Origin of the sequence: Plantactinospora sp. B6F1, assembly GCF_040120695.1 — a bacterium.
Classification (GTDB): Bacteria; Actinomycetota; Actinomycetes; order Mycobacteriales; family Micromonosporaceae; genus Plantactinospora.
This window is the reverse complement of record NZ_JBEEAC010000050.1, coordinates 16,300-32,458: the sequence shown is the minus strand read 5'-3', so window position 1 is coordinate 32,458 and position 16,159 is coordinate 16,300. Positions and strand designations below refer to the sequence as shown.

Here is a 16,159-nt window from a genome sequence, read left to right as displayed (position 1 = left end):
CCACGCCCCCCCCCCCCACGTCCGTGCCGTCGGCAGGTCAGCCGGTCACCTCGATCTTCAGCAGGTCGACCTGGCCGAACGCGTCCATCTCGACGTTGCCGACCCGGGTGGAGTGCCCGAAGTTGTTCTGCCCGAACCGGAGCGGGATCACCGGCATCTCCCGAGCCAGGATCTGCTCCGCCTCCTGGTACTTCTTGATCGCCTCCTCCTGGTTCGGCGCCCGCTCGCCCTCGGCGACCAGCCGGTCGAACTCGGCGTTGCTGAAGCCGTAGTAGTTCGACGACCCGTCGGTGGTGTAGAGCGGCCCGAGGTAGCTCTGCATCGACGGGTAGTCCATCGACCAGCCCATCCGGAACATCCCGACCGGGGTCTTCGCCTCCACCTTGTTCAGCAGGTCGGCGAAGCGGGCCTCCGCCGTACTGGTGCAGTCCACGCCGAGGTTGCTGGAGAGCTGGTTGCAGGTGGCCTCCACCCACGCCTGGTGGCCGCCGTCGCCGTTGAAGGAGATCTGCAACCTCGCCGGCCCCCCGGCCGCCTGGTACGCGGCCCTGGCCTTCACCGGATCGAACTGGCACGCCTCGCCGCAGGTGTCCGGTCGGGCACCGGCGACCAGCGGGGAGACGAAGGACCGGGCGGAGGTCTGCGAGTCCTTGAAGACCGCCTTCACGATCTCGTCCCGGTCGATCGCCATCGAGATCGCCTTGCGTACCTCCGCCTTGGCGAACTCCGGCTGGAAGGTGGGGAAGGCGAGGAACTGGAACGACGACAGCGGGCTCTTCCTGAACCGGTCGCCCAGGTCACCCGGCGCGCTGCCCAGCGCCTCGGTCGGCACCTGGCGGGTCACGTCGTTGTTCCCGGCGAGCAGGTCGGCGTAGTCGGCGGCCAACGCCTGGTAGATCTGGAAGACCACGCCGCCGATCTTCGGCTTCGGCCCGGGGTGTGCGTCGTACCGCTCGACCTCGATCCGGCTGTCGTGCTGCCAGCTCCCCTTCATCTTGAACGGGCCGTTGCCGATCGGCGCCTCCTCGAAGCCCTCCTTCAACACCCCGTCCGAGGCCCACGCGGCGTTCGGCAGCGGCGCGAAGACGTGGTAGCCGAGCACCGACTCGAACTCGGCGAACGGCGCGGTGAGGGTGATGGTGACGGTGAGGTCGTCGACCTTCTTCAGACCGGTCAGCTTCTTCGCCTTCGGCTCCGGTGCCTTCTGCGGGCCCTCGCCGTCCGGATCGGTCGACTGGAGGTCGTCGTACCCCTCGATCTGACCGAAGAAGTACGCCCCGCCGTTGCCGTTCGGCCCGTACGCCGCGTGGTTCCAGGCGTTGATGTAGCTGTCGGCGGTGACCGCCTCGCCGTTGTGGAAGGTGTATCCGCGCTTGAGCTTCACCGTCCACAGTCTGTTGTCGGTCGACTCGATCGACTCGGCCGCCACCTCGAACGGCTTTTTGTGCTCGTCGAAATCGACCAGCGGGGTGTAGAGGGCGGCCAGCACCTGCGCCCCGGCGCTCTCGGTGGTGTTCGACGGGATCATGTGCTGCGGCTCGGCGATCCCGATCCGCACCACGGCGTCGGCGTCCGGGGTGCTCGGGTCCGCACCGTCGCCACTGCACCCCGTCGCGGCGAGTACGGCGGCCAGCACCGCCGCGCTCCAGATGATCCGTCTGGACACCGACATGGAGACTCCTTCGCATCGGCGCCGCACCGCGAGCCACCGGGCGGCGTGACCTCGCCGGGCGCGACGGTCGTCCGTCCGGCCGGACCGCGCCGTCTACGGCCGGCTCCTGCCTCCCAGTTACGAGCCGATCAGCCTGTCCCGGCAATGCTTTTGACTGGGTCCAAACCGTCCGGAGAGCCGACAACTCGGCGCCGGGGCGAGCGCGTCTGGTGAGCAGACAACCGCCGTGCGGTGCGGCCGGCCTCAGGCGTGGAGGTGGTGATGATCCGGATCTGGTTGGGCCCCGAGGACATCGCCCGGACCCGGATCGCACCCGCGCCCCTTCCGCTGTACGAGGTGGTGGTCAGCCTCGCCGGAACCGGAACCGGAACCGGAACCGGGGCCGGGGCCGGAACCGGGGCCGGGGCCGGAACCGGGGCCGGGGCCGGGGCCGGGGCCGGGGCCGACGGCGTGGCGGATCGGGTGGCCGTACCGGACCTCGCCGACTGGCTGCGCGAGCTGGTCGAGTCGACCGGGGCAGGCCCGGGGGGCCGGGGCAGGTCGGAGCCCGCCCCGACCGGTCGCGCCGGTTCGGTCAACCTGCTCGCCCCGCTCTCGCCGGACCGGACCCTGGAGGGCGCGCTCGCCTGGCTGCTCACCACCTCGGTGGGCCGGGCCCGGAGCCTGGCCGCCGCGGTGCGCGGCTACTACGACCGTCGGATCGCCGCCGACCTGGCCCACTGGGAGTCGGTGGTCCGGCTCGACGTCAACGAGCGCAGCCGTGCCCTGGCCACCGGCGGGGTGGAGGCGCTGCTGGCGATGCTCGACCCGTGGGCGGCCTGGCGCAACCCGATACTCTCGGTGACCTCCGCCGTCGACCTGGACCTCCGCCCGAACGGTGCCGGCCTGCTGCTGGTCCCGTCGGTCTTCGCCCGGAAGCTCTGGGTCGGTGGCCAACCGGACTCGGTGGTGCTGGCCTATCCGGTACGCCGGCCCCGGACCCCCGGCGGTCGTGCCCCGGGGCACCGGCCGGTCCCGGCGTACGCACTCGGCGCCGCGGCGACCACCGGTGATCCGCTGACCGCGCTACTCGGACGATCCCGGGCGGCGGTGCTCCGGGCCGCCCTGGTCGGCGCGAACACCACCGACCTGGCCCGGCGGGCCGGCATCAGTACCCCGTCCGCGTCGCAGCACGCCAGCGTGCTCCGCGACGCCGGACTGCTGCGGACCACCCGGCACGGCAAGGCCGCCCACCACACGCTCACCCCGCTGGCCCGAGCCCTGCTCACCGGTAACGACGCCATCAGCCGCCGCTGACGAGAAGCAAGGAAGGCCCCCGCCTATCATTTCCTGTTGTAGAGGGGGCCCTGCCCAACAGGTCAGCGGCGGCGGGCGCCGGCCGGCCAGAGCACGGTCACCGGCAGGTCCCGGGACTGCGCCGCCCGGACCACGTCCGCGGTGTCCCCGACGTCCGCCGACGGGTTGCCGTCCCAGACCGCGAAGAGCCGCTCGCAGCGGCGCAGCATCTCCAGGCTCGCCGCCAGGTACGCCTCCCGTCCCGAGCGCGCGTACGGCATGTACGACACCGAGCTGGCCCGGCACAGCAGCTCGTCGAAGGCGGGCAGGTTGTGTGCCCGTACCGCCCGCCGTCGGTAGTCCCGGGCCGGGATCACCGCCTCGAAGCTCCCGCCGCTGGCCAGTACCGCCCGGGCGAAGAGCTGGTCGGCGCCGTCGGCGAGACAGGTGATCCCGTGCAGCTCCGGCCCGGCGTACCGGCGCAGTTCCTCGGTGAGCCGGGCGTAGACCAGCTCCGCCGTGCCGTCGGCGAGTACTACGTGCCCGGTGACACCGATGCGGGCCATCCAGCACCGTCCGTTCGTGGTTACGCGTGCCCGACGCGGACGATCCGAAAGCCCGCGTCGGCCAGGATGACCGGGAGTTCCCGGACCGCCTCGTGGTTACGCTCCCGGAGATCTTCCCGTAGATCCTCCCAGGGGCTCAACGCCGGATGCAGCCGCCGCTCGTCGTCACGGTGTGGCGCGTACCGCCACCCGCTCGCCACCTGCTCCGTCAGCCAGCGCTGGTGCTCCAGGATGGCCAGTCGCTCGATCTCCGGTTCCTCCAGGGCGTGCTCGTCGCCCGGCCCGACCCGGGGTGACAGGGCGCAGCCCAACTCGCGCAGCTTCCGGCCGATGTCCTTGGCCTGGGCCCGGTTGGCCCGGCGCAGCGACTCCGGCAGCTCCTCCCAGGGCACCAGCGCCGGATTGCTGTCCAGTCGTTCGCCGTGCCGGCGGCGGGCCACCACGTAACTCTCGTGGATCACCCGGGCCAGCCGTTCCACCAGGTCGTCCCCGATCAGCGCGGGGTCGCAGGCGGCGTGCACCACGCCGTAGAGCCGGAGCGCGCCGGAGAGATCGTCGAGGACGCCGAGGCCGTGCCCGGAGCCGAACGCCTCCCGCAGGTTGGCCAGCCGGTCCAGTCGGACCACCATCGAGCCGGGCCCGCCGTGCCAGAGCTGCTCGGCGGTGAGCGCCGTCTTCAGTGCCCGCTCCTCGTCGTCGTAGCAGATGAAGACCCGATCCGGCGGGAGCGGGAAGCCGGCCCGGGGGAGCTGGCCGAGCAGTTCGCCGAGCCCGCCGTCGAGCGGGATGATCCGGCAGACCCGGGACAGGAACGGATAGCGGTGGGTCAGCTGGGCCGCCGCCTGGGTCGCCGCCTCGTCGACCAGGACCAGCGGTACCAGCCGGGCGCCGTGCGGGTCACGTACCCGCCACCTGCGGGCCAGCTCGACCAGGACCGCCCGGCCGAACGCGGTGGCGCCGAGCACCACCACCCGGGGCGGCCGGCCGTCCACCGCGGTCAGCGGGTCCTCGGCGAAGAGCTTCCGGGCGGCCAGGTCGTCGATGTTGAAGAAGTCCAGCCGGGCGCCGGGGTGCCGGGCCAGCCCCAGGTGCCGGGCCTGCAACGCGAGGCAGAGTTCAGGGTCGCCGACCTGGGCGTAGACGGCCAGCGGGGACCGGCCGTGCCGGGCCGCCGCCAGGCCGATCGCGGCATTGGTCGCGCTGTCCTCGGTACACGCGTAGACCGCCTTCGCCCGACCGATGCCGGCGCCGCGCAGCACGTTCGGGTCGCGGGCGGCCCGGGCCACCCGGCCGGGGCCGGACGGCGCCGTGTCGTCGGAACGAACCGCCACCACCCGGTGGCCGGCGGCCCGGAGCCGGCGGGCCAGGGTGTCCGCCACCAGGCCGTCGCCGCAGACGATGACGTGTCCCCGGGCGTTGCGGTCGCGCAGCCGGCGCAGCTCGGTGGCGAAGAGCAGCCGGCAGGCCTCCACCACGGCGTACGCGGTGACGGCCGGTGCCGCGAACCGGGCGAAGTCGAGCAGCGGCGGAAACGGGCCGCCCTCGTCCAGCGGCGGTGCACCGAGCACGAAGAGCTGGAGGTCGTAGTAGATCAGGTCGAACGGGTTGTCGCCGTAGCCGCCGGTGCCTTCGAGGTGCTGCGCGAGCCCGACGTAGCCGCAGACGAAGGCGACCACCCCGGCGAGCGCGAACACCAGTCTGAGCACACTCTTGGTCGGTGCGCGGGGTGGCTCGCCGAGGCTGTATCCGGGCACCACACCTCTCCTGCTGTCCGGTGCGACGACGCAGCGCCATCGTACCGTCGCGGGGTGTCGGCAGCGAACGTGAAACGATCATTCCTTCGTGCCGGCCCGGTCGCCGGCCGGGGTGCCCGGCCGGCGACCCGAGCCGGGCGGTTCAGCCCGGCAGCCGGAAGCCGGCGGCGCGCTGGGCGGCGAGCCACTCCTCCACCTCGTCGGCCCGGCTGGGCAACCCGGCCGAGAGGTTCACCGCACCGTCCGCGGTCACCAGTACGTCGTCCTCGATCCGGATGCCGATCCCACGCAGCTCGGCCGGGACCAGGTCGTCCTCGGGCTGGAAGTAGAGCCCCGGCTCGACGGTCAGCACGTACCCTTCGCCGAGGGTGCCGTCCCGGTAGTTCTCCTTGCGCGCGTTGGCGCAGTCGTGCACGTCGAGGCCGAGCATGTGCCCGAAGCCGTGCAGCGTCCAGCGACGGTAGACCATCGACGTCTCGTCCATCGCCTCGTCCACGCTGACCGGCAGCAGACCCAGCTCGGCGAGCCCCTCGGCGAGCACCCGCATGCAGGTGCGGTGCACGTCCTTGAAGGTCACCCCGGGCCGGATGACGTCGATGCCGGCCTGCTGGGCCGCGTACACGATGTCGTAGACCTGGCGTTGCAGCGGGGAGAAGGTGCCGGAGACCGGCAGTACCCGGGTCACGTCGGCGGTGTAGAGGTGCCGCCCCTCCACTCCCATGTCCATCAGCAGCAGCTCGCCCGGGCGGGTGATGCCGGTGTTGTGGATCCAGTGCAGGATCGTGGCGTGCTCGCCGGAGCCGACGATCGAGTTGTAGCCGACGTCGTAGCCGTCGTGCCGGGCCCGCAGCCCGAAGACCCCTTCCAGCAGCCGTTCACTGACCGGACGGTCGGCCGGCAGCACCCGGGCGACGTCTTCGAAGCCGCGTACGGTGGCGTCGATCGCCTCCTGGAGCTGGGCGATCTCCCACTCGTCCTTGACCAGCTTCTGCTCCGACAGCAGCGCCGCCAGTTCGCGGTCCCGGCCCAGCCGGGGGTCGGAGTCCTCCGCCTCGCTCTGCGGCGGATCGTACGGCCGCACCGCGCCGTCCACCGACGGATCCAGCCCGCGCAGCACCCGGGTCCGGCCAGGAGCGCAGTCGGCCAGCGCCGCCGGCAGGTCGGACAGGGGCGCGGTCTCGATGCCCAGCTCGGTCGACTTCTCCGCCAGGGTGTGCCGGCGGCCGACCCAGAGTTCGCCGTTGCGGCTGCGGAAGAACTCGTCGGACTCCCGGGACGACCGGGGGCGCATGTAGAGCACCGCGTCATGGCCGGATCCGTTCGGGCGCATCACCAGCACGCTGTCCGGATCGTGGTCGCCGGTCAGGTAGACGAAGTCGCTGCCGGGGCGGAACCGGTAGGCGGTGTCGTTGGCGCGTACCCGCTCGGGGCCGGTCGGGATCACCAGGGTCTCGCCGGGGAGGGCGGCGGAGAGCGCCGCGCGCCGCTTGGCGTGGTTCGGCACCTCGGGTCGGGGACCGACCGGCAGGGTGGAGCCCCGCCAGCCCTGCCGCATGAACTCAAGGAACTTCTCCGGAAAGTCCGGGTCGTGTGACTCCGTCCGGGCCGTCTCCACCTGTGCCGGCTCCGCCGTGATGTCGGTGCGCTCGTCTGACATCGCCGCTCCTCCCTCGTCCGGCCCGGTCCTCGCGAGGCGTGGTCGGCGTCCGGCCGGGGATCGGTCCGATTCCCCGCCGACTGGCGACCCGGTCCCTCGTCCGGCTGACCTGATCTGCGCTTATGACGTGCTCCGACGGTACCGTGCGCGGACCGTTCGGTCTTGGTGGCGGTGCCGGCACCACGGACGGGTCCGCGTGGAAAGATGACCGCCATGTGCGGACTCCTGGCCTTCTTCAGCGCGCACGGCAACGCCGGCGCACACCGAGACGCCCTGGCCGGTGCGTTGGAATGCCTGCACCACCGGGGACCGGACGAGACCGGGGTAGAGGTGATTTCCACCCCGGACGGGTACACCGACGCCGTCTTCGCGCACAAACGGCTCTCGATCATCGACGTGGCCTCCAGCCACGAGCCGCTGCCGTACGCGGGCGGGCGCTACTTGCTGACCTTCAACGGCGAGATCTACAACTACATCGAGTTGCGCGAGGAGTTGGCCCGGGACTACGGCGCCCAGTTCGCCACCGCCGGTGACGGCGAGGTGATCGTCGCGGGCTTCCACTACTGGGGTGAGCAGGTGCTCACCCGGCTGCGCGGGATGTTCGCGTTCGTGATCTGGGACCGGCAGCAGCGCCGCGCCTTCGGCGCCCGGGACTACTTCGGGATCAAGCCGCTGCACTACCTCCAGACCCGGGACGGGGTCTATCTCGCCTCCGAGAAGAAGGCGCTGCTGCCGTTCGCGCCGTCGGCGCACGCCGGTGACGCCGGGGTGGACACCGCCAACCTGTCGCACTACCTGACGTTGCAGTACGTTCCCGAGCCCGGCACCCTGCACCAGGGGATCAACCGGATCGGCTCGGGGGAGTACCTGACCTGGAGCCCGGGCCGGCAGATCGAGGTGCGCCGCTGGTACCGGCCGGTGTTCCGGCCCGCCCCGGTGCAGGAGCCGCAGAAGCTTTACGACCGGATCCGGGAGACGTTGCGGGAGAGCGTCCGGATGCACATGCGGGCCGACGTGCCGGTGGGCTGCTTCCTCTCCAGCGGCATCGACTCGACCGCGGTGGTGGCGCTGGCCCGGGAGTTCAACCCCAACATCCTCACCTTCACGGTCGGCTACGACGTGCCCGGCTACTCCGAGATCGAGGTGGCCCAGGACTCGGCCCGGCATCTCGGGGTCACCACCATCCCGACCAAGATCGGGCCCCGGGAGATGATGGAGGCGCTGCCCAAGATCGTCTGGCATCTGGACGACCCGGTCGCCGACCCGGCCCTGGTGCCGCTCTACTTCGTCGCCAAGAAGGCCGCCGAGCACGTCACGGTGGTGCTCTCCGGCGAGGGCGCGGACGAGTTCTTCGGCGGGTACACGATCTACCGGGAGCCGCTCTCGCTCGGCGCGGTCAACGGGCTGCCCGGCGGGGTGCAGAAGGGACTGCGGGCGGTCTCCAAGGCGATCCCGCAGGGGGTCAAGGGGAAGAGCTTCCTGGAGCGTGGCACCACCCCGATCGAGGAGCGCTACTACGGCAACGCCCGGATGTTCACCGAGGAGGAGAAGCAGCAACTGCTCCGCCGCTACGACCCGGCGGTCCGCTACACCGACGTGACCGCGCCGATCTACGCCGAGTGCACCGAGCTGGACGACGTGACCAAGATGCAGTACGTCGACCTATACACCTGGCTGCGCGGCGACATCCTGGTCAAGGCCGACCGGATCTCGATGGCGCACTCGCTGGAGGTGCGGGTGCCGTTCCTCGACCGGGAGGTCTTCGAGGTCGCCGCCGGCATTCCGGTGGACCTGAAGCTGCCGCCCCGCTCCGACGCCACCAAGTACGCGATGCGGCAGGCCCTGCAGGGCGTGGTGCCGCCGGCCATCGTCAACCGGCGCAAGCTGGGCTTCCCGACCCCGACCCGGGTCTGGTTGGCCGGCGAGATGTACGACTGGGCCCGGCACATCTTCTCGATCTCCGGCGCCGGTGAGCTGCTCGATCTCTCGTACGCGATGCGGCTGCTCGACGAGCACCGGCGGGGAGAGGCCGACCACTCCCGCAAGATCTGGACCGTGCTGATCTTCTGTGTCTGGCATGCCATCTTCGTGGCCCGCACCCTGGACCCGGGCATCCAGCGCAACCAGTCGGCGCTGCTCACCAAGCCGGTGGTCGGGTCGATGGTGCGGTGACCTGCGGGGGAGTCCCCCGACGCGGCGAACGGGCCCGGCGCCGACGGCGCCGGGCCCGTTCGTGATGTGCGGTGGTGGTTACGAGCTGGTGCAGCTCAGCGTCGGGGCGGAGCTGTTGGTGCCGCTGCCCACGAAGCCGAAGCTGGCACTGGCACCCGGAGCGAGGCTGCCGTTGTGCGCGGCGTTGCGGACGGTCACCGTACTGCCGCTCTGGCTGTGCGTGCCGTTCCACAGGCTGCCGATGCTCTCGCCGTTCGCCCAGGTCCACGACGCGGTCCAGCCGCCGATCGCCGCGGTGCCGCTGTTCCGGACGGTCACCTCGGCCTGGAAGCCGCCGCTCCAGCTACCGGTCGAGCGGAAGGTCGCGGTGCAGGCGCCGCTGCCCGGGTTGTTGGTCGGCGGGTTGGTCGGGTTGCTGGTCGGCGGGTTGGTGGGCGGGTAGGTGGGCGGGTTGGTCGGGTTGCTGGTGCCCGGGCCGAGGCCGGTGACCTCGCCGTTGCCGCCGTCGAAGACCACGTCGGAGCAGCCGAAGAAGTTCTCCTGGCTGTCCGAGCGGACCCAGCGGGAGTAGATGATGTGCCGGCCGCTCTTACCGCTGGGCAGCCGCCCGCTGAAGTAGTAGTGGCCGTCGTTGCTGCCGACCGCGCCCTGCTGCGGCGGGTTGGTCACGGTCAGGAACGGCGAGGACTCCAGGTCACTCCAGTTCAGCGCCCGGGTCGGGCTGAAGCCGTCCCGGGTCACGTAGAAGTAGAACGTCCCTGGGTGGTGGGCCCAGTTGCTGTACTTGAAGTTGAAGTTGCCACCGGAGGTCAGGTGGGTCAGCGGCCAGTCGTTACGGGCCAGGTTGTAGCCGCTGAAGCTGCTGTTGCCACCGCTGCAGAGCTGCCCGTCCGGGATGAAGCCGGTGGTCCGGCCGCCCGCGTCCGAGCGCAGCACGCTGAACCAGTTGTAGAGCGAGTTGGCTCCGCTCTGCGCGACCGCGGCCGAGCAGGCCGGGTTCTGCGGGATGATCTGGCCGGTCTGGCTCAGACCGTCCCGCCAACAGAGATAGGTACGGCTGCCGGGTGCCATGGCGGCACCGTGCGCGGCGGCCGGGGTGGGGTTGACCACCGTGATGACACCGGCGCTGAGCGCGGCCACGGCGCCGAGCACCGCGATCCTGCGAAGACGTTTCACCGAGTTCTCCTTCTGGGGGGCACTGCCGCAGCCGGTAACCGACGCTGCGGACGAACTGCGGGGGACCCGTGGGACGACGGGCGCCCGCTTCCGACACTGGTTGCGATATCGCCGGTCCGCCCCGCCAGAGGTGGTGGGCTGGAATCTGCCGGACGGCAGACGGGCGACACGGCGCACAGTCCGATCACGGATGTGTGCCCTTCGCGTGGCCCCTTGCCGGCACCCGGCACAGCGCGTCAGCCCCCGCACTGGCTCGGTACCGGCAATCGCATCACGGAACCCCGTTCGCTGGCAATAGGAATCCCTCGATGAAATGTTTCCGGCCGAGACCGGCCCGACGGTCGGGGCGGATCGCGGATGTGTCAGGGTCAGGGGAACCGCCACCGGGACCCGGCCGGCGCGGCGGTACGGGAGGCTCGGATGGGGTACGCGGTGGTGCTGGGCGAGGCCCTCGTCGACCTGCTCGACAGCGAGTACGACGGGCAGCCGGTCTACCGGCAGGCGGTCGGCGGGGCGCCGCTGAACGTGGCCGTCGGGGCGGCCCGGCTCGGCGCGGAGGTGGAGTTCGCCGGCTCGCTCGGCGACGACGTACTCGCCGGGCGGATCGCCGACCTCCTGGCCGTCGCCGGGGTCGGCCGGCGCGGCGTGGTGGTCCGTCCCGTGCCCACCGCGCTGGCGGTGGCCACCTTCGCCGGGGCGGAACCCGACTTCCGGTTCTACGGCGAACCGCTCTCCTACGGGCTGCTCGGGCCGGAGGATCTCGACGTACCCCTGGTCCGGGGCGCCTCGCTGCTCTACGCCGGCTCGGTCGTGCTGCTCTGCCCGCCGGTGCTGGCCGCTGCCCGGCGGGCCTGGGCGCTCACCACCGGCCTGCGGGTCTTCGACCCGAACGTGCGGCCCCGGCTCCTGCCGGACCGTGCCGCGGTGGCCGGGCTCCGGGAGGTGGTGGCCGAGTTCGTCGCCTCCGCCGACCTGGTCAAGCTGAGCGCGGCCGACGCCGAGGTGCTCTACGGCGACACCTCCGCCGAGGCCACCGCCGGGCGGCTGCACGACCTCGGCGCCGGCACCGTCGTGGTCACCCTCGGCTCGCGCGGGGCGCTGGTCTCGACCGCCGCCGACACCGCCGCGGTACGCCTGCCGGCGCCGGTCGTCGACGCCGTGGACGCGACCGGGGCGGGCGACTCGGTGATGGCGGCCCTGATCGCCGACCTGCTCGCCGAGGGACTCCCGGCGGACCCGGCCGGCTGGTCCGACCGGGTCGGCTACGCGCTCAAGGTCGCCGGGCTGGTCTGCGAGTCACCCGGCGGTGCGGTCTCGATGCCGACCCGGGCGCAGGTCGCCCGCCGCTTTCCCGGCTGAGTCGACCCCGGGGCAGGTCGCGCCGCTTCCCGGCTGACCGGACTCCCGGGACGCCCGGCCGCTGTCCCGGCTGACCGGGCCCGTGGGATGGCGGCGGCTCAGGCGTCGCCGCGCAGTTCGGCGTACCCACGCTGGACGGCGGCGAGGCCGGCCTCCGGGCCGAACGGCGTGCGCTGGGCCACCCGGTCGGCGGGAGCCCGGTCGGCGTCCCCGTTGCGGATCAGCCAGCTCATCGTGGCCAGGTCGTCGTGCTGGACCCGGACGAACTCGGTGTCGACCACCGTGCCGTGCCCGGGTACGACGACCGTGCCCGGGGTGAGGCAGCCGAGTAGCGCGGCGACGGTCTCCACCCACTCCAGCGGAAACGCGTCATCGAAGGCCGGTGGACCGCTCTGCTCGATCAGGTCACCGGCCACCAGTACGTCGGCGTCCGGCACCTGCACCACGAGGTCACCCTCGGTGTGTCCTCGGCCCAGGTGGCGAAGCAGCACCGCCCGACCGCCGACATCGATGGTGGCCTCCCGGCGCACCGAATGGGTGGGGGCGAGCACCGTGGTCCGGGCGAGTTCGGCGGCGAGCCCGGGATCGGCCGGCAGCACCTCGTCGTACGCCTGCCGGCGCACCAGCGCGGGCTGTTCGCGGAGCAGCCGGACGGTCTCCTCGTGGGCGTAGATCGGCACCGGACCGTCGGCGGCCAGCGCGGCGTTGCCGAAGCAGTGGTCGAAGTGGTGGTGCGTGTTGACCACGACCAGCGGGTCGGCGGTGAGTGCCCGGACCGCGCGGAGCAGTTCGGCGGCCTGACCGGCGGTGGAGAGGGTGTCCACCACCAGCGCCCCGCCGTCGCCGACCACCAGGGTCACGTTGACGTCGAGCACCGGCTGGCGCAGCACGTACACCCGGTCGGCGATCTCGGTGAAGGCGATGCCGGTGGTCGTCGTCATGGCGTGCCCTGGGCCCGCGCGAGGAACCGCTGCCGGTCCACCAGCATCCGTTCCACCCGACCCTCGGCAACCGTGGTCGCGCCCTCGGTGACGGCCACCTCGAAGAGCAGCCGCCGCCCGTCGACCTTGGCCAGCCGGGCCTGCGCCACAGCGGTCCGGCCGACCGGGGTCGGCATCCGATGGTCGAGTTCCACCCGCATTCCGACGGTGGTCATTCCGGCCGGCAGCCGGCTCGCGGTGGCGGCGACGGTGGCCGCCTCGGCCAGCGCCAGCACCTGAGGGGTACCCAGCACCGGCACGTCGCCGGAGCCGACCGCCTGCGCGGTGTCGACGTCGGTGACGGTCAGCTCGACCCGGGCGGTCAGGCCCGGCGGAAAAACGCTCTGCGACTCGCTCTCTGACGCGGGTGTGGCTCCGCTGACCTGCGGTTGCGTCGCACCGCCCGACGCCGACTCCGGCACCTGTCCGGCCGGGTGTTCCTGATCCATCAGCAAAGCGTAGATGTTCGGCCGACCGCTGACGCCGACACGCGACGACACGCCGGACCGCTATCCGACAATCCACGGCCAGCCGCTCCCCGAACTGGGGAAACCGTACGCGAGCAGGTGGTTTCCGTGCCGTGACGGCCCCGCCGCCCTCGGGCTCCGTCGGTATCGATCGGAGGCGTAGGTGCCGCTGCGTGCGGAGGCAAGGACAGGGTTCGGCCTGAGCCGACGGGAGAAGCGGACGTGGCACGGTCGACACACTGGTCCCAGCGATCCCGAACCGGACTCGCCGCCGACCATGGTCCAGCGAACCAACTGCCGGCGCCCGGTCACCTGGACACCAGGTGCGCTACGACCGGTCGATTCCGCCTCCAGCGTCCAGGTGAGCGCGGCCGGTCGGAGGGGCAGCCGTGGTGGGCGCACAGGCGGGGTAACTCGGGTAACTCGACGGTCTCCGAGCCGGGGCACCCGTCGCCGGCCAAGCTGGCGGAGGAGGCGCGGTGTCGACGGGCCGCCGGTAAGAGCGGACCAGCCGGAGACCCGGGGGCGGACCACCCCAGGCACCGGCTGCCCCCGATCTCCTCACCCGGGTCAGGGCCGGCGGAGCTGTTCCGCGGTGATCCGCTGGGTCAACCAGGCCGGTACGGCCATCAGCACCACCCCGACCAGCAGCGCCGCGCCGGCCAGCCAGAGCGTCGGGGCGACCCGGTCGAGGACCCGATCCGGGTCGAGGTGGAGCAGGCCGGCGAGGACGACCGCGATGGTGACCGTGGCCAGGCTGGCCAGGCCGAGCCCGATCACCAGCGGTACGGTGCCGAACCCGACCTCCCCGGCGGTGATGGTGCGCGGGCTGGTGCCCACCACGGCCAGCGTGGCGTTGTCCCGGCGCCGCTCGACGCCGCGGTCGATCGCGGCGACGGTGAACGCGCCGATGCCGAGCCCGAAGCTCATGACGAGCCCGGTGACCAGCAGCGTCATCAGCATTTCCGGATCGATGCCGCGCCGGGTGCCGAGGTCGCCCGACAGGTACCGGGTCGGTACCCGGGCGGCCAGCACCTGGGCGGCCCGGTCGGCGGCGGCCCGGTCGGTCGCCACCAGGTGAAGTCTGGCGGGGGGCGGCACCTCCAGCGCGGCGGCTACCGGCGCCTGCCGGGTGACCAGCAACGTGCCGGACATTCCCATGTCGAACCGCATCCGCGGGCGCAGGATCTGCTCCGGTACCGGGACCCGGGTGCCGCCCTGCGCGACCACCTCCTCGCCCGGTTTCGGCAGCGGCATCCCGAAGTGGAACTGGTGCGCCAGCCGATAGGTCCGGCCGTCCACGCAGGACTCGCCGGGGCCGAGCGTGTACATGCCGGTGAGGTCCGCGCAGTCGCCGACGAGCAGATTGCCCCGCTCGCCGGAGATGGTCGCCGGGACGCTTGCCAGGTGGACCACCTGTACGCCGGGGACCTGCCGCAGGTCGGTGGCGGGCAACGGGCCCGGGCCGGAGACGGTGTACATCCGGTGTCCGCCCGAACCGTCGACCGAGCTGAGGTAGCGCTGGTCGATGACCAGGCCGACGGCGAGCGGACCCATCCCGGCCACGTAGACCATCACGGTGAAGGCCGCGATCAGCCGGGGTGCCACCCCGGGGGCGTGCCGCAGCCTGGCCGTGGCCAACTCCAGCCAGACCGGGGTACCCGGAAGCCGGGCCAGCAGCGTGGCGACTGCGTACCCGAGAGTGGGCAGGGCGAGCGGTAGCGCGAACCCGACGAGCAGCATCGAGACGAGGAAGAGCAGCGCGTCGCCCTGGCTGGCTTCGCCGCGACCGGACCAGCCGGCCAGTACCGCCCCGCCGAGCCCGGCCAGCAGCGGCAGCACCCGCCAGGCGCCGGGGCGGCGGTGTGGGGCGTCACGGCGTACGGCCAGCGGGTCGACCCGGGCCGGCCGGGTCGCGAGTACGCCGATGACGACCGCGTACGCCACGGTCAGCGCGACCATCCCGACGACCGCCGGCACCGGTACGGCGAGGTCGGCGGCGTACCAGTGCAGCCGGCCGATCCGCCAGCCCTCCGAGACCGGGGCGAGGAGCGCGAAGCCGGCCAGCCCGAGCAGCGCCCCGCCGAGGGTGACCACCCCGGTCTCCACGGCGTTGACCAGGGTCGCCTGCCGGGCCGAGACGCCGAGCAGCCGCAGGGCGGCGATCCGGCGGTCCCGGGTGGAGGCGGAGAGCCGGGCGCAGGTGGCCAGGAAGACGCCGAACGGGACCAGCACGAAGAACCCGAAGGCGCCGGCCAGGATCCGGGCCGGGCTGAAGACGTCCGGCCCGGCCCCCTCGCCCAGGGCGTATTCCAGCGGATGCCCGAAGCCGGTGACCGGCCAGTGTTGGTCGAGCAGCCGATCCTCCTCCGGCACCACGACCGGTGCGGCGCCGACGTAGGCCAGCAGTTCGTCCGGGGCGAGCAGCCCGGCCGGACCGACCGTGCCGATCACCCGCTGCGGGAACCGTGCCGCCGCCCTCGGGTCGGTGGTGATCAGTTCCCGCAGGGCCGGCGAGACCACGATCTCCCCGGGTGCGGGCAGCGCGGCCACCCCGGGTGGGCGCGGGCTGGTCGCGGTGGCACCGATCACGGCGGTACGCCGGAGCAGCCGGCCGTCCACCGCGTCCTCGATGTCGTAGATCCGCAGCGTCGAGGGGCTGGCCGGGTTCTCCTCGCGGACCGGGGTGCGGGCCTCGGCCCGGTCGTGCTGGGCACCGGCCACCGAGACCGAGGCCAGTGAACCCAGTACCAGCAGTACGCCGAGCGCCGCCCCGGACGACATCAGCGCGGCACGAAGTAGCCCGCCCCGTCCGGAGCCGATCGAGAGCCGCAGCCCGAGCCAGAGCCACCGCCTCATGCCGTCGCACCTTTCGTTCGTGGCTGTGGGGCTCGCAGGCCCGGCTCACTCCTCGCACTCACGGTGCCGTCTTTCGTTCGTGGCTGCGGGGCTCGCAGGCCCGGCTCACTCCTCGCACTCACGGTGCCGTCTTTCGTTCGTGGCTGCGGGGCTCGCAGGCCCGGCTCACTCCTCGCACTCACGGTGCCGTCTTTCGTTCGTGGCTGCGGGGCTAGCAAGCCC

General features: G+C 72.4%; 11 protein-coding genes. 3 read left to right on the top strand and 8 right to left on the bottom strand.

Annotation, left to right across the window (positions count from 1 at the left end; genetic code table 11):
- Window positions 1-37: 37 nt before the first annotated feature.
- A complete protein-coding gene (locus tag ABNF97_RS32290; RefSeq protein WP_349340831.1) occupies window positions 38-1,672 on the bottom strand; it encodes a peptide ABC transporter substrate-binding protein in 1,635 nt (544 codons plus the stop codon).
- Window positions 1,673-1,933: 261 nt separating this feature from the next.
- Between ABNF97_RS32290 and ABNF97_RS32285 the strand changes: the two genes are divergently transcribed.
- The gene (locus ABNF97_RS32285; protein ID WP_349340830.1) at window positions 1,934-2,968 is read left to right on the top strand and encodes an ArsR/SmtB family transcription factor; all 1,035 of its coding nucleotides are present in this window, start codon (window positions 1,934-1,936) and stop codon (window positions 2,966-2,968) included.
- A 62-nt stretch (window positions 2,969-3,030) separates the two neighbouring features.
- Here the strand turns inward: ABNF97_RS32285 and ABNF97_RS32280 are convergent, their stop codons facing one another.
- From ABNF97_RS32280 to ABNF97_RS32270, 3 genes are all read right to left on the bottom strand, one after another.
- A complete protein-coding gene (locus tag ABNF97_RS32280) occupies window positions 3,031-3,513 on the bottom strand; it encodes a hypothetical protein (protein WP_130460480.1) in 483 nt (160 codons plus the stop codon).
- 20 nt (window positions 3,514-3,533) lie between these two features.
- Entirely contained in the window at window positions 3,534-5,267 is a 1,734-nt protein-coding gene (locus tag ABNF97_RS32275; RefSeq protein WP_165436576.1) for a RyR domain-containing protein, read from the bottom strand.
- Window positions 5,268-5,409: 142 nt separating this feature from the next.
- Window positions 5,410-6,924 carry an aminopeptidase P family protein gene (locus ABNF97_RS32270; protein ID WP_349340829.1) on the bottom strand — a complete coding sequence of 505 codons (1,515 nt, stop codon included), beginning with the start codon at window positions 6,922-6,924 and terminating at the stop codon, window positions 5,410-5,412.
- Window positions 6,925-7,137: 213 nt separating this feature from the next.
- Here ABNF97_RS32270 and asnB point away from each other — a divergent pair, with 213 nt between their 5' ends.
- Window positions 7,138-9,096: an asparagine synthase (glutamine-hydrolyzing) gene (gene asnB / locus ABNF97_RS32265; RefSeq protein ID WP_130465580.1), complete on the top strand. Its 1,959-nt coding sequence runs from the start codon at window positions 7,138-7,140 to the stop codon at window positions 9,094-9,096.
- 78 nt (window positions 9,097-9,174) lie between these two features.
- Here the strand turns inward: asnB and ABNF97_RS32260 are convergent, their stop codons facing one another.
- The gene (locus ABNF97_RS32260) at window positions 9,175-10,272 is read right to left on the bottom strand and encodes a lytic polysaccharide monooxygenase auxiliary activity family 9 protein (protein WP_486484435.1); all 1,098 of its coding nucleotides are present in this window, start codon (window positions 10,270-10,272) and stop codon (window positions 9,175-9,177) included.
- A 420-nt stretch (window positions 10,273-10,692) separates the two neighbouring features.
- Between ABNF97_RS32260 and ABNF97_RS32255 the strand changes: the two genes are divergently transcribed.
- Window positions 10,693-11,631 carry a PfkB family carbohydrate kinase gene (locus ABNF97_RS32255; protein ID WP_130460477.1) on the top strand — a complete coding sequence of 313 codons (939 nt, stop codon included), beginning with the start codon at window positions 10,693-10,695 and terminating at the stop codon, window positions 11,629-11,631.
- A 98-nt stretch (window positions 11,632-11,729) separates the two neighbouring features.
- On the opposite strand, the gene ABNF97_RS32250 is transcribed toward ABNF97_RS32255, so the two are convergent.
- The 3 genes from ABNF97_RS32250 to ABNF97_RS32240 form a co-directional block, all read right to left on the bottom strand.
- Window positions 11,730-12,572, bottom strand: a complete 843-nt coding sequence (locus ABNF97_RS32250; protein ID WP_349340828.1) for an MBL fold metallo-hydrolase — start codon at window positions 12,570-12,572, stop codon at window positions 11,730-11,732.
- Complete coding sequence (locus ABNF97_RS32245) at window positions 12,569-13,060, bottom strand: thioesterase family protein (RefSeq protein WP_349340827.1); 492 nt, start codon at window positions 13,058-13,060, stop codon at window positions 12,569-12,571. The genes ABNF97_RS32250 and ABNF97_RS32245 overlap by 4 nt, the downstream gene beginning before the upstream one ends.
- 588 nt (window positions 13,061-13,648) lie before the next feature.
- A complete protein-coding gene (locus ABNF97_RS32240; protein WP_349340826.1) occupies window positions 13,649-15,937 on the bottom strand; it encodes an FtsX-like permease family protein in 2,289 nt (762 codons plus the stop codon).
- Window positions 15,938-16,159: the final 222 nt, after the last annotated feature.

Excerpts from the sequence above, each read along its gene's own strand:
- ABNF97_RS32290 (WP_349340831.1), bottom strand. The coding sequence starts at position 1,672 with ATGTCGGTGTCCAGACGGATCATCTGGAGCGCGGCGGTGCTGGCCGCC.
- ABNF97_RS32285 (WP_349340830.1), top strand. The coding sequence starts at position 1,934 with ATGATCCGGATCTGGTTGGGCCCCGAGGACATCGCCCGGACCCGGATC.
- ABNF97_RS32280 (WP_130460480.1), bottom strand. The coding sequence starts at position 3,513 with ATGGCCCGCATCGGTGTCACCGGGCACGTAGTACTCGCCGACGGCACG.
- ABNF97_RS32270 (WP_349340829.1), bottom strand. The coding sequence starts at position 6,924 with ATGTCAGACGAGCGCACCGACATCACGGCGGAGCCGGCACAGGTGGAG.
- asnB (WP_130465580.1), top strand. The coding sequence starts at position 7,138 with ATGTGCGGACTCCTGGCCTTCTTCAGCGCGCACGGCAACGCCGGCGCA.
- ABNF97_RS32255 (WP_130460477.1), top strand. The coding sequence starts at position 10,693 with ATGGGGTACGCGGTGGTGCTGGGCGAGGCCCTCGTCGACCTGCTCGAC.
- ABNF97_RS32250 (WP_349340828.1), bottom strand. The coding sequence starts at position 12,572 with ATGACGACGACCACCGGCATCGCCTTCACCGAGATCGCCGACCGGGTG.
- ABNF97_RS32245 (WP_349340827.1), bottom strand. The coding sequence starts at position 13,060 with ATGGATCAGGAACACCCGGCCGGACAGGTGCCGGAGTCGGCGTCGGGC.
- ABNF97_RS32240 (WP_349340826.1), bottom strand. The coding sequence starts at position 15,937 with ATGAGGCGGTGGCTCTGGCTCGGGCTGCGGCTCTCGATCGGCTCCGGA.